The sequence below is a fragment of the Pseudomonas syringae genome (assembly GCF_002157375.1).
GTDB lineage: Bacteria > Pseudomonadota > Gammaproteobacteria > Pseudomonadales > Pseudomonadaceae > Aquipseudomonas > Aquipseudomonas syringae_T.
In genome coordinates this window covers 206,737-226,760 of sequence record NZ_MTSA01000004.1, presented here as the reverse complement: position 1 = coordinate 226,760, position 20,024 = coordinate 206,737, and the positions used below count along the sequence as shown (strand labels likewise).

18 protein-coding genes and 1 other RNA gene are annotated in these 20,024 nt (G+C 61.8%); 9 read left to right on the top strand and 10 right to left on the bottom strand.

The window, feature by feature from the left end:
- Positions 1-263: 263 nt before the first annotated feature.
- On the top strand, positions 264-1,430 hold the full coding sequence (locus BW686_RS06395; RefSeq protein ID WP_084915645.1) for a zinc-binding metallopeptidase family protein: 1,167 nt from the start codon (positions 264-266) through the stop codon (positions 1,428-1,430).
- Here the strand turns inward: BW686_RS06395 and BW686_RS06390 are convergent.
- On the bottom strand, positions 1,424-1,969 hold the full coding sequence (locus tag BW686_RS06390; RefSeq protein WP_084915510.1) for a GNAT family N-acetyltransferase: 546 nt from the start codon (positions 1,967-1,969) through the stop codon (positions 1,424-1,426). The genes BW686_RS06395 and BW686_RS06390 overlap by 7 nt on opposite strands.
- A gap of 222 nt (positions 1,970-2,191) precedes the next feature.
- Between BW686_RS06390 and ffs the strand changes: the two genes are divergently transcribed.
- Both ffs and BW686_RS06380 read left to right on the top strand, forming a co-directional pair.
- An RNA gene (gene ffs / locus BW686_RS06385) (signal recognition particle sRNA small type) lies at positions 2,192-2,288 on the top strand.
- Positions 2,289-2,543: 255 nt separating this feature from the next.
- Positions 2,544-3,668: a mechanosensitive ion channel family protein gene (locus tag BW686_RS06380; protein ID WP_084915509.1), complete on the top strand. Its 1,125-nt coding sequence runs from the start codon at positions 2,544-2,546 to the stop codon at positions 3,666-3,668.
- Between the two features lie 7 nt (positions 3,669-3,675).
- On the opposite strand, the gene acpA is transcribed toward BW686_RS06380, so the two are convergent.
- Together acpA and BW686_RS06370 are read right to left on the bottom strand one after the other, a co-directional pair.
- Positions 3,676-5,364, bottom strand: coding sequence for an acid phosphatase (gene acpA / locus BW686_RS06375; protein ID WP_084915508.1), 1,689 nt, complete (start codon positions 5,362-5,364; stop codon positions 3,676-3,678).
- A 94-nt stretch (positions 5,365-5,458) separates the two neighbouring features.
- On the bottom strand, positions 5,459-6,253 hold the full coding sequence (locus BW686_RS06370) for a substrate-binding periplasmic protein (RefSeq protein WP_084915507.1): 795 nt from the start codon (positions 6,251-6,253) through the stop codon (positions 5,459-5,461).
- A 100-nt stretch (positions 6,254-6,353) separates the two neighbouring features.
- On the opposite strand from BW686_RS06370, the gene dnaX reads away from it, so the two are divergent.
- Complete coding sequence (gene dnaX / locus BW686_RS06365) at positions 6,354-8,537, top strand: DNA polymerase III subunit gamma/tau (protein WP_084915506.1); 2,184 nt, start codon at positions 6,354-6,356, stop codon at positions 8,535-8,537.
- Between the two features lie 61 nt (positions 8,538-8,598).
- Entirely contained in the window at positions 8,599-8,925 is a 327-nt protein-coding gene (locus tag BW686_RS06360) for a YbaB/EbfC family nucleoid-associated protein (RefSeq protein ID WP_002552818.1), read from the top strand.
- A gap of 651 nt (positions 8,926-9,576) precedes the next feature.
- On the opposite strand, the gene BW686_RS06350 is transcribed toward BW686_RS06360, so the two are convergent.
- The 5 genes from BW686_RS06350 to BW686_RS06330 all read right to left on the bottom strand — a co-directional run bounded on the left by BW686_RS06350 (position 9,577) and on the right by BW686_RS06330 (position 14,820).
- Positions 9,577-11,046 carry an aldehyde dehydrogenase family protein gene (locus BW686_RS06350; protein WP_084915505.1) on the bottom strand — a complete coding sequence of 490 codons (1,470 nt, stop codon included), beginning with the start codon at positions 11,044-11,046 and terminating at the stop codon, positions 9,577-9,579.
- A gap of 155 nt (positions 11,047-11,201) precedes the next feature.
- Positions 11,202-12,059 carry a GNAT family N-acetyltransferase gene (locus BW686_RS06345; protein ID WP_084915644.1) on the bottom strand — a complete coding sequence of 286 codons (858 nt, stop codon included), beginning with the start codon at positions 12,057-12,059 and terminating at the stop codon, positions 11,202-11,204.
- 38 nt (positions 12,060-12,097) lie between these two features.
- The gene (locus tag BW686_RS06340; protein WP_084915503.1) at positions 12,098-13,282 is read right to left on the bottom strand and encodes an NAD(P)/FAD-dependent oxidoreductase; all 1,185 of its coding nucleotides are present in this window, start codon (positions 13,280-13,282) and stop codon (positions 12,098-12,100) included.
- 19 nt (positions 13,283-13,301) lie between these two features.
- On the bottom strand, positions 13,302-13,694 hold the full coding sequence (locus BW686_RS06335) for a RidA family protein (RefSeq protein WP_084915501.1): 393 nt from the start codon (positions 13,692-13,694) through the stop codon (positions 13,302-13,304).
- Positions 13,684-14,820: a DSD1 family PLP-dependent enzyme gene (locus tag BW686_RS06330; RefSeq protein ID WP_084915499.1), complete on the bottom strand. Its 1,137-nt coding sequence runs from the start codon at positions 14,818-14,820 to the stop codon at positions 13,684-13,686. Before BW686_RS06330 ends, BW686_RS06335 begins: the two co-directional genes overlap by 11 nt.
- Positions 14,821-14,915: 95 nt before the next feature.
- On the opposite strand from BW686_RS06330, the gene BW686_RS06325 reads away from it, so the two are divergent.
- Together BW686_RS06325 and recR are read left to right on the top strand one after the other, a co-directional pair.
- Positions 14,916-15,800 carry a LysR family transcriptional regulator gene (locus BW686_RS06325; protein ID WP_084915497.1) on the top strand — a complete coding sequence of 295 codons (885 nt, stop codon included), beginning with the start codon at positions 14,916-14,918 and terminating at the stop codon, positions 15,798-15,800.
- A 110-nt stretch (positions 15,801-15,910) separates the two neighbouring features.
- Positions 15,911-16,513 (top strand): recombination mediator RecR, encoded by a 603-nt coding sequence (recR, locus tag BW686_RS06320; RefSeq protein ID WP_084915495.1) that lies wholly within the window; start codon positions 15,911-15,913, stop codon positions 16,511-16,513.
- Positions 16,514-16,519: 6 nt separating this feature from the next.
- Here the strand turns inward: recR and BW686_RS06315 are convergent, their stop codons facing one another.
- Together BW686_RS06315 and fliK are read right to left on the bottom strand one after the other, a co-directional pair.
- Positions 16,520-16,843, bottom strand: coding sequence for an EscU/YscU/HrcU family type III secretion system export apparatus switch protein (locus tag BW686_RS06315; RefSeq protein ID WP_084915493.1), 324 nt, complete (start codon positions 16,841-16,843; stop codon positions 16,520-16,522).
- Positions 16,843-18,477: a flagellar hook-length control protein FliK gene (fliK, locus tag BW686_RS06310; RefSeq protein ID WP_084915490.1), complete on the bottom strand. Its 1,635-nt coding sequence runs from the start codon at positions 18,475-18,477 to the stop codon at positions 16,843-16,845. Before fliK ends, BW686_RS06315 begins: the two co-directional genes overlap by 1 nt.
- A gap of 190 nt (positions 18,478-18,667) precedes the next feature.
- Here fliK and ccmA point away from each other — a divergent pair, with 190 nt between their 5' ends.
- Positions 18,668-19,306, top strand: a complete 639-nt coding sequence (gene ccmA / locus BW686_RS06305; protein ID WP_084915483.1) for a cytochrome c biogenesis heme-transporting ATPase CcmA — start codon at positions 18,668-18,670, stop codon at positions 19,304-19,306.
- A complete protein-coding gene (gene ccmB / locus BW686_RS06300) occupies positions 19,303-19,974 on the top strand; it encodes a heme exporter protein CcmB (RefSeq protein WP_084915481.1) in 672 nt (223 codons plus the stop codon). The genes ccmA and ccmB overlap by 4 nt, the downstream gene beginning before the upstream one ends.
- Positions 19,975-20,024: the final 50 nt, after the last annotated feature.

Below are 20,024 nucleotides of genomic sequence, written 5' to 3'. Positions count from 1 at the left end.
CTTTCGGACGGCTCTCGTTCCTCACGCTCCAGCGTGGGAATGCCCTTCGTGACGCTCTGCGTCACCCATCTGCGGCGCGTCTGGCGGTGTTCTTTCGGACGGCTCTCGTTCCTCACGCTCCAGCGTGGGAATGCCCTTCGTGACGCTCTGCGTCACACCCTTCTGATGCACTGTTTTAGCCCATAAAAACGCCGCCCACGAATATTTTGAACCCCTGAGCCTCCGGCATGATCTAGTCCATGCAAGGTCAACGGGAGAACGCCATGTATCGCTTTTTCGAGCAATTGAGCTCACGCATTACCGCCCCATTTGTCGGCGAATCCAAACGTAACAACAAGGTCTGGCAATGCACCTGTAGCCAGTCGGTGTTTTTCCCCAATTCACAATGCCTCGCGTGTTCTGCAGCGCTGGGTTATCTGCCTGAGCAGGGGCGCGTTGCCACGCTTGAAGCCGGGCCTGTACCCGCTGTCTGGCGTTTGAGCGATGAACCCGGCGCCGGTCTGTATCGGCGTTGCGCCAACCTCGATACCCCGGCAGCCTGTAACTGGCTGTTCCCGGAGCATAACGCAGGTGAATTCTGTGTCGCTTGCAGCCTCAATCGCACCATTCCCGACCTGTCCATTGCTGAAAATGGCGAGCGCTGGCGCAAGGTCGAGACCGCTAAACGCCGTCTGGTTGCGCAGCTGATTTCCCTGGGGCTGCACGTCATCCCCAAGACCGTTGATGAAGAAACCGGTCTGGCCTTCGACTTCGTCGGCGTTGATCTGGAAGGCAAGCTACCGACCACCGGCCACGCCAACGGCCTGATCACCCTGAACATCGAAGAAGCCGACGACGCACACCGCGAAGCGATGCGCGTGCAGATGCACGAACCTTACCGAACCTTGCTTGGCCATTTCCGTCATGAAGTCGGCCATTACTATTGGGACCGGCTGATCGCCAATACCCGTTGGCAGGACGGCTGCCGCAGCCTGTTCGGCGACGAGCGTGCCAGCTACGCCGATGCGCTCGACCATCATTACAAACAGGGTGCCCCGGACAACTGGCAAGAGAGCTTCGTCAGTGCCTACGCCACCATGCACCCGTGGGAAGACTGGGCCGAAACCTGGGCTCACTACCTGCACATGATGGATGCGGTCGACACCGCGCTGGGTTTTGGCATGAGCGCCCGCGACATGGAGCTGGATTACCAGCCATTCCCGCTGGACGTGCTGTACGATCCACAGCATCCGGGTGGTCCGGCGTTCCTCTCGTTCGTCAATGCCTGGATCGAGCTGGCCAGCATGCTCAACGAACTGTCACGCAGCATGGGCCAGCCGGATTTCTACCCGTTTGTCCTGCCGCCCGCGGTCATTGCCAAACTGCACTTCATCCATCTGGTGATTCAGGATGCAGGCGGCAAGGCCGACGAGGTCCTGCTGGCTCAGTAATGGACGTAGCGCCTGACCAATGGTGGTCGGGCGCTTGTTCGAGCGCGGTGCCAGAGCTTCAGCGTCAGCCTGCGTTCAAAACCGATCCGGCCGCGATACGCCTCACCGGTGTCCACCCAGCCCTGACCCACATAAAGCCCGATGGCTGCACTGTTGTCGGCGTCCACTGACAGCATCAATTGCTGGATGTCCGGCCATTTCAGCTTGAGCGCAGCGGGTAACGCTTGCAGGCACGCCTTGCCCAGCCCTTTGCCTTGCTCGCGGTGATCGATCTGCAACGCATGCAGCGTGGCAGTCAGGTCTTCCTGAGCCCAGTGCGGCAGGCAGTCACCCCGTTTAAGCAGGAAAAACCCCACCGGCTTTTCATCCGCCAGAAGCACGAAACCCCGCACGTCCGGATTGGGATTGACCAGTAGGGTATTGAGTGCGGTGTAAATGTCGCCGGAGAACTGTATCTGTTCCTGCGTGACCTCCAGCTGTTCCAGTTGCTGGCACTGGGTTGGGGTGAGCTCTTCGTAGCCGACTAATCGAGTTTGCATGAGCAACCTGCTGGCTTATAACTGAAGCGGGCAGAGTACATGACAGGCACGGGGCATTTCGAGGATTTACCGCGCCGCCGGCGAACGTGAATTCCCGTTTCAGCCCCTGCACACAAGTGCTTGAGCCCTATCGAAATTTTTATCCAGGGCAACGGTTGTAAAGTCGCGCCAGACCGGTACAATGGCGCGGCTCGCCACTGGCGAGCGTCGTTATGGTGACCCCATCGGTCCCCCCGCAACGATTACCCGTGAACCTGGTCAGAGCCGGAAGGCAGCAGCCACAGCGGGAACATTGTGTGCCGGGGTGTGGCTGGTGGGGGCACCACCTTAACGAATCTTCAGTCGGTCCTCGACGCTGTTACCCCTCGAATAGTCTTCATTTTCAACACGCGCGCTCGTGCCGCGTTTTCTGTTGCTCGATCAACAGCCAATCAAACTGAACCCTCACGCCCACACACCACCTAACCCCTTACGCGTCGCTTGAAACCGTTTTACGGCAAGGGGCAATTCAGGTCGCTGCGGGTGTCAAAGGCTTTTCGGTCAGGCGTCTCGCAGCAATGGAGCCGGGGGCCGGATGGAACAGGACATCATCAGATTTTTCACAGACTCGCAATTTCTGGGCATTTCGCTCGCCAACTGGGTGCTGGCGATTATCGCCTCGACCGTCAGCTTCTTGCTGGTCCGGGGTGTCATTGGCTTTGTGCTGAGGAAGATGCGCACGCGATCCGCCGCGCCGGGCACGCACATGAGCTACATCGTTGTGCAGGTGTTGTCGGGCACCAGTAATACCTTGTTGTTGCTGGCTTCGATTCTGATCGGGGTCGGCATGCTCGATTTGCCTGAACGCTGGCTTGGCCGTGTCAGCAGCCTGTGGTTCGTGGTCGCTGCGCTGCAGGTCGGGCTGTGGGCGAATCGGGCCTTGGCGCTGGCGTTGCAACGTTACTTCGTTCGCCACAACACAACCGGGACCTTTCAGGGCAGTGCCTTGGCAACCTTGAGCCTGTGGGGCGCGAAAGTGCTGCTGTGGGCCACCGTGGTCATGGCGATGCTGTCGAATGTCGGAGTCAACATCACGGCGTTTGTGGCCAGCCTCGGCGTGGGCGGCATCGCCGTGGCGCTGGCGGTGCAGAACATTCTGGGCGATGTGTTCGCATCGTTGTCCATTGCGGTGGACAAGCCGTTCGAGATCGGCGACTTCATCGTCGTCGGGGAACTGGCGGGTACGGTGGAGCACATCGGGCTGAAGACCACACGCATTCGCAGCCTGGGCGGTGAACAGATCGTGATGGCGAATGCGGACATGATCAGCAACACCATCCAGAACTACAAACGTTTGCAGGAGCGGCGCATCGTCTTCGACTTCAGGCTGACCTATGACTGCTCTGTCGATCAGGTGCGTGAGGTGCCGAAAAAAGTCGAAGAGATCATCAACGCGCAGAAGCTGGCGCGTTTTGATCGCTCGCACTTTCGCGGTTTTGGTGAGACGTCGCTGGAGTTCGAGACCGTTTTCATCGTGCTCGACCCCAGCTACAACGTCTACATGGATGTGCAGCAGGCCATCAATCTGGAGATCATGGAAGCCTTCGCCGAGATGGATGTGCGCTTCGCGTTCCCGTCCCGCACGGTGTATGTGGCGTCCCTGCCACCCGTAAAGACCTCGCGGCCGACAGCACTGGAGGCTGCCGACGCGAACGCGTGAGGCGGTATCAGGCGGGGAAGTGCAGCGCGTTGGTCAGGTCGCCCATGGGCGTCTGGCCGCGCGCAATCATGGCCTCATCACGGCGTTTCAGGCCGTCGAGTTTCTCCAGACCGTGGACACGCGTGATCAGGCGCAGGATCGAGGCGGTGTCGTAAACCGTGTGGTCGACCTTTCCTTTGCGCGCGAAAGGTGAAATGACCAGCGCCGGAATACGCGTGCCGGGGCCGAACCGGTCGCCTTTGGGAGGCGCGACGTGGTCCCACCAGCCGCCGTTCTCGTCAACCGTCACGACAATCACCATGTTGTCCCACTGCGGGCTTTTGCGCAGCACCTTGATGACCCGGTCGATGTGCCGATCGCCTGACGCCACGTCCGCGTAACCGGCGTGCATGTTCAGGTTGCCCTGCGGCTTATAGAAAGTCACCGCAGGCAGCTTGCCCGCTTCGGCATCGGCCAGGAAACGGTTGGTGCTCGACTCGTCGCCCAGTCCGCCGTCGCGCAGGCGTTTTTTACGCTCTGTCGGGTTCTGCGGCCCTTGCTGCTTGAAGTAGTTGAACGGTTGGTGGTGGTACTGAAAGTTAGGGATTTTCGGAATGCCGGTGGAGTCCTTGAATTCGTCCAGCGTCACTTGCCACGCGCCAGCGTACCAGGCCCAGTCGACATTCCTCTTCGACAGCTTATCGCCAATGTGTTCGTGGCTCTGCGGGACCAGTACGTTGGCCAGGTCCGGTTTGGAGTAGTCGGGATTTTGCGGATCGCGCAACCAGGTCGGCCAGTAAGGCGGGGCCATTGTATTGACCGCGTAGTTGTCCGGGGTAATCGCGCTGGGGCCGAACTGCGGCGGGCCTTCCATTGCGCTGGCAGGTGATTTGTCCAGCGGTTTCAGGCGGGTGTCGTGGGGGTTGAAGCTTTGCAGGGTGGCAATCTGCGATTTGGCCGGCGATTCAGCAGCGTTCGGGTAAATCGGCGCTGTGGCGGAAACCAGGTACTGGTGATTGAGAAACGAACCGCCGAAGGCGCCCTGGAAGAAGTTGTCGCACAGCACGAATTCCTTGGCGACGTCCCACAGGCGCAGGGAATATTGCGTCTGCGCATAGTTGCCCATGGTCAGTCCGCCGGAGTCGGCCCAGGCAACGAAACGGTCATTCTTGCCGTCGTTGATCTGCATCTGGTTCTGGTAGAAGACGTGCCACAGATCGCGTGTCACCAGGCTCAACGGCAGGTCTTCAGCGTTCGGGCCTTTGAGCGGGAAGGGCGCGTTGGGCAGGTTTTCCTGAAACTGCACGCCCACCGGGTAGGTCACGCCGTCAACGGTTTGCGGGCCGACCTGCAGAACGCCGCCCCAGGCAGGCGGCAGCTTGTCCAGCAGGGTGCCGTCGCGGTCACGTTGCAGGTAATCGGCGGGCCTGACCGAGGAAAGCGGTTTCTGCACCCCCGGAAAGTCCCCGAAGAGGTTATTGAAGCTGCGGTTTTCGGCGTAGATCACGACCACGGTCTTGACGTTTTCGCGCAACGCCCGGTCCAGCGCAGGGCCGGCGAGGTGATGCCGTTCGCCTTCCGGTGGCAGTGGCGGTTTTTCATGGGCGGATACATAACCACTGAGCGTGACACCCGCGCCCAAGGCTGCCATTCCGCCGAGAAAACGACGGCGGCTGGGGTTTTCGTTGGTGTCTTCGTCGTCCGGTCTATCGCTCATCGCCCAATACTCGCGCTGGTTAGTTTGTTACTAAAGATTTCAGGCGAGCGTAGCGAGGAAATGTGACGGCATTGCTACAGAGCGGCAGGGTTCATCAAGGCGTGGTCGGTACGGTGTAGCGGTCGATGATTTGCGTGATCTCTCCCGACATCCTCATCTTAACCAGTGTGCGCAGCACCTTGTTCACCGGCAGTTCCGGGTTATTGCGGATCAGGCAGGCTGCGGGCTGTTCGGCAACCAGTGCAATCGGTTTGAGCTTTTTCGCGGCAGGCAGGCTGCGATTGGTCCATTCAAGGATCAACTGATTGGTCACGGCGTAGTTGTAACGCCCGGCGATCAGCTTGCCGAGGGTCTGGTTTTGCGTGCGTGCGTCTTCGCGGTTCAGCCGGTGACTGTCGAAAAGGTGCTGCAGGGCCGGGTAGTTGTAGCCCAGCACGGTGCCGACGGTTTCATTGTCGAACTGCTCGGGGTAGGGGCCGGCAGCGGTCTCGGCCGAAGCGACCAGCCAGTCGCGCTGATAGAGGATCGGCAGGCTCCATAGATAGTCGCCGGACAGGTCCGGGTACCACGCTTGCGCGCTGTAGCAATGGATGTCCACCTCGCCGTGCTCAAGCGCAGCCTGAATACGCAGGCGTGGCATGACGTGGTATTCGGCTTCTCTGCCCACCTGGTGAGCGAGACTCTGCGTGATATCGAACAGAATGCCGGCGTCGGGCTGGTGGTCGACGAGGTGAATCATCGGCATGGTCCAGCCTTCATTGACCGCAAACCGCAACGGCGGCTGCCCCGCGTGGCTGGCCTGCGCGATTAAAAACAACAGGCCCGTCGCGATTCCTCGCGCAGGCAGAGACCGTGCAAACGCCCGGATACAACGCTTCAATTCATTCATTTAGCCAGCTTAGCCACAATACAGACGGACACCGGATGCAATTTTGCCCCTGCTCGGCTAGCATTGGCGGTCTTCCGCTTACCAGTTGCGACGGTTTTCAATGAGTTATCAGGTTCTTGCACGTAAATGGCGTCCGCGCTCGTTCCGCGAAATGGTCGGCCAGGCTCATGTGTTGAAGGCCCTGATCAACGCACTGGACAGCCAGCGCCTGCACCATGCCTACCTGTTCACCGGCACGCGGGGCGTGGGCAAGACTACCATTGCGCGGATCATCGCCAAATGCCTGAACTGTGAAACCGGTATTACCTCGACACCTTGTGGCACCTGCTCGGTGTGCAAGGAGATTGACGAAGGCCGCTTTGTCGACTTGATCGAGATCGACGCCGCCAGCCGCACCAAGGTCGAAGACACCCGCGAGCTGCTGGACAACGTGCAGTACGCGCCAAGTCGCGGGCGTTTCAAGGTCTACCTGATCGACGAAGTTCACATGCTGTCGAGCCACTCGTTCAACGCCTTGCTCAAGACGCTTGAAGAGCCGCCGCCCTACGTCAAGTTCATCCTCGCCACCACCGATCCGCAAAAGCTGCCGGCGACCATTCTGTCGCGTTGCCTGCAGTTCTCTCTGAAGAACATGACGCCCGAACGCGTCGTTGAACACCTGACCCACGTGCTGGGTGTCGAGAACGTGCCGTTCGAAGACGACGCACTGTGGCTGCTTGGCCGCGCCGCCGACGGTTCGATGCGCGATGCGATGAGCCTCACCGATCAGGCGATTGCCTTCGGCGAGGGCAAGGTCATGGCCGCCGATGTGCGCGCCATGCTCGGTACGCTGGATCACGGCCAGGTTTTCGATGTGCTGACCGCGTTGCTCGAAGGTGATGCGCGTGGTGTGCTGGAGGCCGTACGGCATCTGGCCGAGCAGGGGCCTGACTGGAGCGGCGTGCTGTCGGAAATACTCAACGTGCTGCACCGCGTGGCAATTGCCCAGGCGCTGCCGGAAGGTGTCGATAACGGTCATGGCGACCGTGACCGGGTACTGGCCCTGGCGCAGGCACTGCCCGCAGAAGATGTGCAGTTCTATTACCAGATGGGCCTGATCGGTCGTCGTGACCTGCCGCTGGCCCCGGACCCGCGTGGCGGTTTCGAGATGGTGCTGTTGCGGATGCTGGCGTTTCGTCCGGCCGACAGCGAAGACGCGCCCAGGCAACCGCTAAAGCCAGTGGGGATCAGCCAGGCCACGGTTGATTCCCGCCAACCAGTGGCTGATGCGACACCTGTTGCATCGGCGGCTCCGGTGGCGCCTGTCATGGCCGCTCCCGACCCTGCTTTCGAAGCCCTGCCGCCTGCCGCCGTTCCGGTAAAAGCGGCCGCCGTTCCGCTCGCGCCCGTGGCACAGCCTGAACCCGAGCCTGAACCGAAAGCCAAGCCGGTCGAAGACCTCGACCTGCCGTGGGATGAACCCAAGGCGCCGGTTGCCGGTCAGGCCGTCGAAAATGTCCCCGAGGCCTTGGCAGAGCCGGTGGCCGAGCCGGTTCTGGAGACGGTGTCCGAGCAGCCAGACCTCACGCCGATGCCGACCCCTGCGCCCGCCAGCCCGGTGCCGGATGCGCCGGAGACCGAGCCGTCGCCATCGGTTGCCGAAGAGCAGGCTGCGCCAACGATGCATGAAGCCATTCCGGATTCGGCCTACCTTTCTGCGTCCACAGACGCCGGACCGATGGACCGTGATGACGAACCGCCGGCGGACGACGATTACGTCGAGCCGGACGTTGATATCGATCCGGCGTCCTACAGCTACCTTGATGAGCTGGCGCATGACAGCGTCGTTGAACTCGAAGCGGTCGAGCCTGAGCCAGAACCGGCGGCCATGCCGGCCACCGGTCTTGCGGCCGAGTGGCTGGAGGTGTTTCCGAAGTTGCCAATTTCCGGCATGACCGGCAGCATTGCTGCCAACTGCACGCTGATGGCGGTCAATGGCGATGACTGGTTATTGCACCTGGACCCGGCGCACAGTGCCTTGTTCAACTCGACGCAACAGCGCCGTCTGAACGATGCGTTGAACCAGTATCATGGGCGCACGATCAATCTGAGTATCGAGCTGATCAAGCCCGAGCAGGAAACCCCTGCCCAGGCCGCTTCACGCTTGCGTGCCGAACGTCAGCGCCAGGCTGAGGCCTCGATCCAGGCCGACCCGTACATCCAGCAGATGCTGCAACAGTTTGGCGCGGTGATCCGGGAAGATACGATCAAGCCTGTGGACCCGCCTGCGGTGCAGACTCAATAACTGAAGACTTGGCGCCCTTGGCGCCGTGCAAACGAACCATCCATTTTCGAGGAGATATCCCATGATGAAAGGTGGCATGGCTGGCCTGATGAAGCAGGCGCAGCAAATGCAGGAAAAAATGGCCAAGATGCAGGAAGAACTGGCTAACGCGGAAGTCACCGGTCAATCGGGCGCAGGCCTGGTAAGCGTGGTGATGACCGGTCGTCACGACGTCAAGCGCATCAATCTGGATGACAGCCTGATGCAGGAAGACAAGGAAGTGCTGGAAGACCTGATCGCCGCCGCTGTCAATGACGCCGTGCGCAAGATCGAACAGGCCAGCCAGGACAAGACCGCGTCCATGACCGCCGGTATGCAACTGCCACCAGGCATGAAACTGCCGTTCTGACGGTTGCTTGCGTGATGATCAATGCCAGGCCAGGTGCCTGGCATTTTTTTGCCCGAGTTTCTCATGCACGTCGAACTGATTCTCACGGACTCTCGTGCCGATGCGACAAGACGTCATGCCGTGCCTGCAATCAATGCCATCACAGGCTTTTCTACCGCGATGGCACTGGCGACGCAGAGTGCGACGTAAGTGACGGCTGAGTCCTGGCGCTGATCCGGGGGATGCGAGGCAGGACGCCGAGCAAGCCGCACCGGGCCAAGGATGGCCCGTTGCGGCGACCCCCGGATCAGTGTCAGGGCGAAGGAACCCGACGAAGTCGGGCCGGAAACGGAGCCAAGGGCTTTGGTTACTTTGGCCCCATCAAAGTAACTCGCCGAGGGGCGAAAAGGTGCCTTGAGCCGTAAACAAACATCACTGACATCGCAAAACCGCTGTGTGACGCGGAGCGTCACGAACGGCATGCCGACGCAGAGCGTCGGCACGAGAGTCAAAGGGTGTCTTGGACTGTAAGCGGGGTGGCTGGACTATCGCTTTCGTGAGCAAGCTCACTCCCACTTGGGGTCATGTCCAGCCTGCTAATGCTTTCTTTTAGCAACGTTTTTCGGACTCACTGAAACGTGTGTACAAAGATGAGCGTGGTGCTTAAGCGCATCAGCCAACCTCACCAAACCCCACAATCGCCTTGATTTCCAGGTACTCCTCGAAACCATGCACGCCATACTCACGGCCATTGCCCGAGCGTTTGTAGCCGCCGAAGGGGGCCATCGGGTTCCAGGCGGGGTAGTTCAGGTGGACCTGGCCGGCGCGGATGCGTGAGGCGACCGAGCGGGCCTGTTCAAGGTCCTGGCCCTGGACGTGCGCGCCCAGCCCATAAACCGTGTCGTTGGCAATCGCCACCGCTTCATCGATCGTGTCGTAGGCAATCAGGCACAACACCGGGCCGAAAATCTCTTCCCGGGCGATGCGCATCGAGGAATCCACCTCGGAAAACACCGTCGGTCGAGTGAAGAAACCCTGCTCATGGCCCTGCACACGGCCCGGCCCGCCGCAGACCAGTTTTGCGCCCTCGCTGACGCCCGCGTCGATCATCGCCTGCACACGATGAAACTGCGCCTCGTTGGCAATAGGCCCCAGCACCGTGTGCTCCGATTGCGGATCGCCGACGATGATCGCCCCGGCCGTCTCGGCAGCCAGCGCCTCGACTTCTGCCAGACGGTTTCTCGGTACGATCATCCGCGTCGGGGCGCTGCACGACTGGCCGACGTTACGAAAGGCAGCCATCACGCCAGGCGGTACGGCCTTGGCAAAATCAGCGTCGGGCAACAGGATGTTCGGGGATTTACCGCCCAGCTCCTGAGTGACCCGCTTGACGGTCGGGGCGGCCGCCTGCGCAACCAGTGCGCCTGCCCGGTTCGAACCGGTGATCGAAATCATGTCGATATCAGGGTGCGCCGCCATCGCGCCGCCGACCTCCGGGCCGCTGCCGTTGACCAGGTTGAAGACCCCTGGCGGCAGGCCGGCGTCATGCACCAGTTGCGCGAACAGCAAGGCGCTCAACGGTGACAGTTCGCTGGGCTTGAGCACTACAGTGCAGCCGGCGGCAATGGCCGGGGCGACTTTGGCGGTGATTTGATACAGCGGCCAGTTCCACGGCGTGATCAGCCCGCAGACGCCGATGGGTTCACGTTCGATGGCCGTGCAGCCTTCCACCGTCCTGAAGCGATAAGTCGCCAGCACGTCGCGGGCGACCCGCACGTGTTCGGCTGCCAGCGGCACCTGCATGGCGCGGGCCGAGCTGATGGAGGCGCCCATTTCCAGCGAAATCGCCTGCGCCAGTGCTTCCTTGCGCTCGATGATCAGTTCATGAATGCGGCCAATGACCTGCGCTCGCGCTTCAGGCGCAGTGGCGGACCAGCCGGCAAAGGCTGCACGTGCCGCTGCCACCGCGCGGTCGACATCGGCGGCGGAGCCACTGGCGACGTGCGCCACGACGTTTTCGGTGGCCGGGTTGACCACCGGAATGCTGGCCGGGCTGAGCGGGGCGCACCAATGGCCGTCGATGTAGAATTTCTGCGAGGTGTCCGGATCGACGTGATGGCTGTTCAAGGGCTGAGTGGTCATCCAGCGGGCTCCCTGGAGCAATAGTGATTTGATATCAATAAGCTAACAAAGCGGTCTGAATGAAAAGCGCTGATCTGCCGGGCTGCAAAGAATAATCTGCTGTATGCAGCGCGCTGACCTTGCGGACCTGTTCCGACCCGCCATCCGCGCTGATTTCAGCCGATGGCCTGAGTCACCAGCGTAAACTGCTGCACGTCCGGGCTGATCGGCGGCGGCGTGCCCAGCACCATGCGCGGTGCCCGGTCGACACAGGGCAACCCCAGGCTTTCCAGCCACGAGGCCAGCCCGCAGTCGGCCAGAATGTCAAAGCGCACAAACTGGCCGGGTATCTGCCGCAGCAGGTGAGCAATCAACTGTTGAGCCTGTTCGACATTTTGCGCAACCACCGGGCCGATGATATGCCCGCGCCCGAAGCGCCTAAGCAGGGCGATGCCTTGCAGTTCACCGTCATGCTCGATACCGGCCGACTGCTCGGCGTCACGCAGCAGATCGGTCAGCACCACGCGTCGGTCCAGGCCGCTGCCGGCGTTGGCCAGCCGGATCAGCGCCGGGTGATCGGCAGGCGCCAACGTGCGGATCTGCAGACCGGCGCTCAAGGTTGCCCGCTCAGGGAGGTGAGGAATGCCTTGGTGCTGCTGAATCCGCGCGTACTCCACGAAGCCAAGGCTTTGATAGAGCGGTGCGCCCAGTTCCGTCGCATTGAGGATCGGCGTACGCGGCGCTGTGGCCTCCAGACACAGATTCATCAGGCGGCGACCCATCCCCTTGCCTTGATGCTCGTCGCTGACGATGACCAGGCCGATCGAAGACCAGTCGCCCTGATGGCACGTGAAGGCGACCCCCACCAGTTGCCCGTCGCACTCGGCGACAAACCCTTCCGAGGTGCGTTGCACCATTGCCCAGTCTTCTTCGCGGTGCGGCCATTTGAGATGAACCGAAAGGGCATGCGCTGCCGGAATGTCGGCAGCTGTTACAGGGCGGTATTGATAGCGGGTGTCCGATGTCGTGGGCATGGTGTTTCCCTGAGAATGAATGGGGTGACCGGTTGGGCTCATATCAGTTTGCCTGCGCTCATCAGGCTGGAAACAAACGGCGTCTCGATAACACCGGGGTCAGTGAAACGGCGGATGTCGAAGGGGCTGATCAGGGTGCGGGTGCTGCCGGTGCTGATCAGTTCGGCCATGACGTCACCGACGCCAGGGCCGAGCTGAAAGCCGTGACCGCAGAAACCGAACGCGTAGAACAGGCCGTCGACCTTGCCGCTGCGGCCCATGATCGGCAGCGAGTCCGGCGTGTAGCTTTCGATGCCGCTCCAGACGCGGATGATGTTGAGCTTCTCTGCGCCGGGTATCAGACGGCTCATCTGCTTCATCTGATTGATCAGGCTTTCCGGCTTGAAATAGGCGCGGCGGTTGACCATGTCCGGCTTGTTGCGATTGCCACCGCCGATGATGATATTGCCGCGTGGGATCTGCCGGAAATAGATCACTTCCTCTTTGATTTTGGTGAACACGCCGATCACGGTGGGCAGGGCGTAAGGCACCGGTTCGGTGACTGACATCTGCGGCCCGTTGGGCTCCAGCGGAACAGGTTCGCCGAATTGCTCGGCCAGTTTCGCCGCCCAGGCCCCGGCAGTGATCAGCAGTTGTTCGGCAACGAACAGTTGGCCGTCACTGGTGGTGACATGAAACGCGCCGCCAACCTTCTGCACCTCGGCCACTTCAGTGCGCTCCTCGATCCTTGCCCCGGCGCGAATCGCCGCGCGGGCGAAGGCGGGCGCGGCCAGTCGCGGGTTGGCGTGCCCGTCATGAGGCGCATAGGAGCCACCTTTGACGTCCGGACCGAGAAACGGAAAACGCTCATGCAAGGCCTTGCCCCTGATGACCTGCAAATCCAGTTCGCGGGCTTCGGGGGCTGCGGCATAGGCTTCCAGCTCGGCGATCTCGTCTTCGCGATAACAGACGCGCATGTGACCGCTGGGAATGAATTCCAGGTCTTCGCCGATCAGCTCGGGCAGGCGTTTCCACAGCGCCCAGGAGCGATTGGACAGTTCCAGCTGGCCCAGAAACCGGCCCTGGCGGCGGACGTTGCCGAAGTTTACGCCGCTGGCGTACTGACCGATCTGATCCCGCTCCAGCAGGGTGACTGACCGCCCGTGCTGGCGCAGGAAAAACGCCGATGACGAGCCCATGAAGCCGCCACCGATAATCAGCACATCGCTTTTTTGTGGGTTCATCAGGTGCTCCCGGTCATGTTCATCGTGCGGCGCGTGCCAAGGCTTCGATCTCGATCAGATAGCCGTGGTGTAACGCTGGAACCGGCACCACGGCGCGGGCCGGGCGATGCTCGCCCAGACAGCCTGCGTAGAGCCGGTCGAAGGCGGGCCAGTGCTGGATGCCTGCGACGTAAACCGTCACTTTGAGCAGGTCATCCGTGTTGCAACCTGCGGCGCCGAGTATGGCCAGCAGATTATCCAGCGCGATGGCCGCCTGAACTTCAAACGGTTCATCGACGCTGTGGCTGCCGTCCGGGCGCACCGGCAGTTGCCCGGACACATGCAAAAGGCCCTGATGCAGCACCGCCTGAGAGTAATGCCCGCCCGGCGCGGCCGCCAGGGTCGTGCCAATCAGCTCGATATCACCAGCCATGCAGACGACCCCAAGTGTGGACTGCGCCTTCGGCGTCGCAGGCGTGGTAGTCCGGAAATTGCGCACCGGTGGCGCACGCATGGTTGGGCAGAATGCGCAGACGGCTGCCGATGGGAAAGCGGGCCGTGATGTTCGTGTTGTCACCCGCCGCCAGAGTAATGATGCCGTGTTCCTGATTGGCGCCGGTCACCCGCGCGCCGTCGATCCACTCACCGGTGTCGGTGCAGACCTGACCGTAACCAAAGTCCTGCCGCTGACGCTGGGTGCCGCGATCCCGGCTCATGGCCATCCAGCCGGCGTCGACGATGATCCAGCCCTTGTCCTGCTGATGGCCGATCACCGTGGTCAGTACGCTCAAGGCCAGTTCGTCTGCCCGGCACACGCCAATGTTGTGCATCACCAGGTCGAAGAACACGTACACGCCGGCCCGCACTTCGGTCACGCCTTCCAGGTTCTGTGCGGACAACGCAGTAGGCGTCGAACCGATGCTGACGTCCGGGCAGGGCAGCCCGGCGTCGCGGATGCGTTCGGCGGCGCTCACACAAAGCACTCGTTCCTGTTCGGCCAGTGCCTGCAAGGCCTCCGGGGTGTCCAGATCGTAACTGGAGCCTGCATGAGTCATCACGCCGCGCAGTTGCATACCGCCTTCGGCCAGGGTTTTCGCTACGTCTATCAGGGCAGTGTCTTCGACGGTCAGCCCGGAGCGGTGGCCGTCGCAATCGATTTCGATCCACACCTCGAAGCGCTCGTCATGCTGCTGGCCGAAGGCGACGATGGCCTGCGCCGCGGCCACGCTGTCAGTCAGGATACTCAGGCGGCAGCCGTTGCGCCGCAGTCTGAGTGCCTGATCCAGTTTGCCGGGCGCAATGGCGACGGCGTAGAACACGTCGTTGATGCCCTCGGCAAAGCAGTGCTCGGCCTCTTTCAGTGTCGAGACCGTCACGCCGCTGGCACCTGCAGCCATCTGCGCCTGAATCACCGGCAGCGACTTGCTGGTCTTGACGTGGGGGCGCAAGCGCACGCCCAGCTCATTCATGCGTTGCTGCATGCGCTGGATATTGCTCTGCATGCGCGTTACATCGAGCAGCGCGACGGGTGTGTCGAGAGAGGGTAGGGAGGCTGACATGGCAAGGCTCGCATGACTGGGTACGAACGCCACTCTACGCATTGGGAATAAAGCTGTGGTTCAATGGGGTGTCATCAATCCTTAAGCTGAACTGAATGATCGCCATCGAAGACCTGCGCCTGGCTGTGACGCTGTCACGCTGTGAGTCCCTCAGCGCTGCCGCCCGCGTGCTGAATGTCTCGCCCCCTGCGCTGTCGATGCGGTTGCGCAAGCTGGAGACGCAATTGGGCATCACGCTGGCCAATCGCGATGCCAGACGTCTGAGCCTGACCGCCGATGGCGAGCGGTTTGCCCGGGAAAGTGCGCATTTGCTGGAGCAACTGGAGGCGCTTCCGGAGTCCTTCAAGCAGCGTGACGAACGATTGGTGGGCACCCTGCGCCTGGCTGCGCCGTTCGGTTACGGGCGTCAGCGCATCGCGCCGTTGGTGTCGCGTTTCGCCAAATTGCACCCGCAACTGCGGCTGCACCTGGACCTGCGCGAGACGCCGTGGCCGGATCGTCACGACAGCGACGCGGTGGTTCACATCGGCAGTCTCAACGACAGCCTGTGGATCGCCAGACCTCTGGCCAGGAATCACCGCTGGTTGTGCGCCAGCCCCGCTTACCTTGAACAGTACGGTACGCCATTGACGCCTGACGAGTTGTCCGCCCATCGCTGCATCTGTATTCGCGAAAACGACGAGGACGTGACCCTCTGGCACCTGAGCAAGGGCCAGACCAAAAAGACCTTGCGCGTTGAGCCTGCGCTGCTCAGTAATGACGGCTCGGTTGCCCGGCGCTGGGCCGAGCAGGGGCAGGGCATCGTGCTGCGTTCCCAGTGGGACGTCAGTGAGGCCATCGCCCGTGGCAACCTGGTGCGCGTTCTTGCCGATTGGCAACTGGCCAGCGCACCGATCAACCTGCTGGTGCCCTTGCGCAAACACCGCAGCGCGCGAGTACAGGCGCTGATGGAGTTTCTGGAGACGGCCTTGAAGGGCTGATCGAGTTCACCGGACGTGCGCTGTTGGTCGCAGTATCGAACACCTCAATTGACGCTCACGGCAACGCGCGGGTATAAACCGCGTCTTGTGTTTTTGTCGGATTTTTCTCCATGAGCTTCAGCCCCCTGATTCGCCAGTTGATCGATGCCTTCCGCGTGCTGCCGGGCGTCGGTCAGAAAACCGCTCAACGGATGGCGTTGCAGCTGCTGGAACGCGACCGCAGCGGCGGTTCGCGACTGGCGCTGGCGTTGGGCCAGGCGATGGACGGCGTCGGCCACTGCCGGTCGTGCCGCACGCTGACCGAAGAGGAATTCTGCCCGCAATGCGCCGACCCGCGTCGCGATGACACGCTGCTGTGTGTGGTTGAAGGGCCGACAGACGTCTACGCAGTAGAGCAGACGGGGTATCGCGGTCGTTATTTCGTGCTCAAGGGCCATCTGTCGCCCCTTGACGGCCTCGGCCCCGAGGCCATCGGCATTCCGCAACTGATGGAGCGTATCGCTCAGCAAGCCACGTTCACCGAAGTGATCCTGGCCACCAACCCGACGGTGGAAGGCGAGGCCACTGCGCACTACATCGCGCAGTTGCTCAACGACAAAGGCCTGGTCGCTTCGCGCATCGCCCACGGCGTGCCGCTGGGTGGCGAGCTGGATCTGGTGGACGGCGGCACCCTGGCGCATTCATTTGCAGGGCGCAAGCCGATCGCATTGTGAGGCCGCTCACCAGCGTGGCGTGATGTCCCGCTCCACGGGCGGCGCGTCCGGGTCCTGCCCGACCGGAAACTTGCCTTTCAGGTGCCAGGCGAAGGCAATGATTTCGGCGATGGTGCGGTACAGCGGCTCGGGGATACTGTCGCCCAGTTCCATGCGGGCCAGCAGTTTGACCAGCTCGGCATTTTCGTAGATCGGTACTTCATATTCCCGGGCAATCGCCAGGATGGCTTCGGCCAACTGATCGTCGCCTTTGGCGCTAAGTGTCGGCGCACGCTGGCCGTCATAGCTGAGGGCGATTGCCTGGCGCGGGGTAGGGTCAGGTTGGGTCATCAGGCGTTCTCGTCGATCCAGCGTTGTTCAAGGGCCGTGCGTGGACCTTGCGGCGGGGTGCCATGATTGCAGGCCAGTTCGCCGACCGTCAGGCCACAGGCCGTCAGCCGTTCGCGCAAATACCCCAGTTCATGATCAATCAGCGCAGCGCTTTCGGGGCGTTCGGCCCACAGTTGGCTGGACAGCGTGCCGCGCAGCAGTTGTGCGTTCACCTGCATCGGCCCCAGCGGTTCAAGATCGAACGCCAGATCGACTTTCCAGAGTTTTTCACGGCTTTCCGTGATCTCGATATCGTCCCGTTCTTCGCCGGCTTCCGGGTCCGGCGTGTCTTCGCGCTGCACCTTGACCTGCAACGGTACGATGTCATGAGCGTTGCGCATCGGCACTTCCAGCTGCCAGGTGGTCACCTGAGTGCCGTCGGCGTTGGTGCGTGTCTGCTCCAGCCCGCCCAGTTGATGGCTCTGCAAGCGTGAAACGGCAGCGGCCGCCAGTTTCAGCAGCAGCTCCAAGTCGTCTTCTTTCTCGCCGCCGCCGACCGTGCGCGACGGCAGCGGGAAGCTGCTGGGCTGGGTGCGTGCGGCGACCATGCCCAAGGTGCCCAGCGCATAGCGCATGGCATTGGGCATCGCGCGTGCCAGGGTGTTGGACGCTGCCGCTGCACCGTACGACTGGTTGTCCGGCAGCCCCGGCAGGATCTGGCCAATCAGGCGCATCAGGTTGGCCTTCATGTCCGGGGCCTGCATCGGATTCAGCCCGGCGAGCAGCTTGGCCTCCATGAATGCACCACTGGCGTTGAGCGCCTGGGCGACACCTTTGGGGGTGGTCATCTGCTGGATATCGGGCAAGTCATCCAGCAACTGGTTGATGCTGGCCTGCAACTGCGCGCTGATCGACGAACTGACCGGGTTGCTCGTGACCGGATTGCCGGTCTGCAGGTTTTGCAGGGCGTTGATCAGGTTTTCCAGCGAGCCTTGGCGGTTTTGCTGGGTGGCCAGTTGCTGGGCCAGCGCCAGTTGATCGAAACGGCCGGGCAGGGCCACGAAATTCAACGCCTGGCTGCCTTGCACCTGCGCGCTGAGCAGGCTGCCGACGGTCAACGGTTGCGGGCTTTCAATGGTCAGGCTGGAACCTGCCAGGGCGGTGTTCAGCAGCATGACGATGGAGCGGTAAGTCGGCGCGGCGGCGGCCGGGTTGGGCGCTGTCGCCGGATTGGCCGCCGGCGTCAGCGTCTGACTGGTCAGCACTTTGCCTTGCAATAATGTGCCAGCGGGCAACTGCCGAGTGTCGATGCTGGTCATCGAGTTTTTCAGCGCGTTATTGATCTGTTGCAGGCTCAGGGTCAGTTCGTTGGGCGACGCCTGCGCCACTTGCAGCAGGCTGCCGGGCGTGAAGGGCACGCTGCTGCTGACCGGCAGATTGGCCTGAGTGCCGTTGGCAAGCACCAGGCGCAGCAGGAGCTGGAAATTCTGGTTGACCTGTTTGAGGGTCAGCACTTCGGCGTCGACCGTTTCGCCTTCGGGGATCAGGATGTCTGCCGAGTTCAGCAGGGTCAGCACCTGCGCAGGAGAGACGCCGGCGCGCAGCAGTGTCGTGATGGGAGTGGTCGCCGGAACGCTGGTGATGTCGCCTGTCATTGAAATATCGACCTGAGGAAATTGCCCCTTTGATAACAGGACTCGCATGTATAATACCGGCCGAAACCCGACCGGCCGCCATTAAGTTCTCTTCATGTAACGGCTGCATCAATCCTGACTTGAACCGTCTTTTACTCCGTATGTGTCTGTTTTGGCACATTTCGCGACGCAATAGCACTGGAAAACCCCGATGACGTCAGTCTCCCCCTATCTGCAGGCAACGGCTCTGACGTGTGAGCGGGACGGGCGGGTGCTGTTCGAACATCTGGATCTGCAATTGTGTGCCGGTGACATGGTGCAGATCGTTGGCCCCAACGGCTGTGGCAAGACCAGCCTGTTGCGCATTTTGTGCGGGTTGATGCAGCCGTGCGCCGGGCGCGTCTTGCTCGACGGGCATGTGCCGGGGCGGCAGCAAGAGCCAGGCGGCGATCTGGTGTGGATCGGCCATGCGTCAGCGCTCAAGGATGTGCTCACGCCGCTGGAAAATCTTGCCTGGCTCTGCGCACTTCATCAGCCTGCCAGCGCCGATGATATTCGTCAGGCGCTCGACACGGCCGGGCTGGCCGGTTTCGAGGACGTACCTTGTCACAGCCTGTCGGCCGGGCAGCAGCGCCGTGTGGCGCTGGCCCGTCTTTATCTGCCTGGCCCGCCTCTGTGGATACTCGATGAGCCCTTTACCGCGCTCGACCGGGAAGGCATCGTCCAGCTGGAAAATCATTTGGCGGAGCACTGTGAAAAAAGCGGTATGGCGGTGATCACCACGCACCACGCCCTGAGCCGGCTGCCTGCGGGCTATCGCTGTCTCGACCTGACGCAGGGGTCAGCATGAACAACATTCTTGGGGTGTTGCTGGTGCGTGAAGCCCGGCTACTCGCACGTCGTCCGGCAGAGCTGGCCAATCCGCTGGTGTTCTTCGCGCTGGTGATCGCCCTGTTTCCGCTGGCGGTGGGGCCGGAGACGCAATTGTTGCAAACCTTGTCGCCCGGACTGGTCTGGGTCGCGGCCCTGTTGGCCGTATTGCTTTCGCTGGACGGGCTGTTTCGCAACGACTTCGAGGACGGTTCGCTGGAGCAGTGGGTCCTTTCGCCGCACCCGTTGGCGCTTCTGGTGCTGAGCAAAGTGCTGGCACACTGGGTTTTTTCCGGGCTGGCGCTGGTCGTGTTGTCGCCCGTGCTGGCGCTGATGCTTGGTTTGCCGGCCGAATGCCTGCCGGTGCTGGTGTTTTCACTGCTGCTGGGCACGCCGGTGCTCAGCCTGCTGGGCGCAGTGGGTGCCGCGTTGACGGTGGGGTTGAAGCGCGGCGGCCTGTTGCTTGCCTTGCTGATTCTGCCGTTGTACATCCCGGTGTTGATTCTGGGCAGTGGCGCCCTGCAAGCTGCCATGCAGGGCATGCCTGTCACCGGATACCTGCTGTGGCTCGGCTGCCTGACTGTTCTGGCAATCACCCTGACACCCTTTGCAATAGCCGCCGGCCTGAAAATCAGCGTCGGTGAATAATCGAGGTTCCGGCATCGGCGATGCCGCTGCCCTGCAAAACCCTGGAAACA